The organism is Paraburkholderia sp. SIMBA_030, assembly GCF_046535245.1.
Lineage (GTDB): Bacteria > Pseudomonadota > Gammaproteobacteria > Burkholderiales > Burkholderiaceae > Paraburkholderia.
The window spans coordinates 1-241 of the sequence record NZ_JAWRXB010001486.1 but is presented as its reverse complement, the minus strand read 5'-3'; the positions used below and the strand labels follow the sequence as shown (position 1 = coordinate 241).

Below are 241 nucleotides of genomic sequence, written 5' to 3'. Positions count from 1 at the left end.
TCGACGGCGAGCAGACCAGACAACCAACCCATGTGGGCCTACTACTGCGACAACTCAAAGGGCTTCTGCTTCGAGTTGGAATGGCCTGACACCGTGTTGGGCCGATACCAGATTGCCCCAGTCGGTGTGCTTTATTCATCCGAGACACGCGTGCACAACCACGCCGATATCTTTGACTCTCTGATCCGTGAGGAAGCTGCGCTGCATCCTGAATGGTCGATGAGCCGAATTCTTGAAGAAA

The 241-nt window shown here is 54.4% G+C and carries 1 protein-coding gene; it reads left to right on the top strand.

Going from position 1 to position 241, the window contains the following annotated elements:
• Positions 1 to 30 precede the first annotated feature (30 nt).
• The coding region (locus SB772_RS44980; RefSeq protein WP_410839150.1) for a hypothetical protein at positions 31 to 241 on the top strand (211 nt) is incomplete at its 3' end.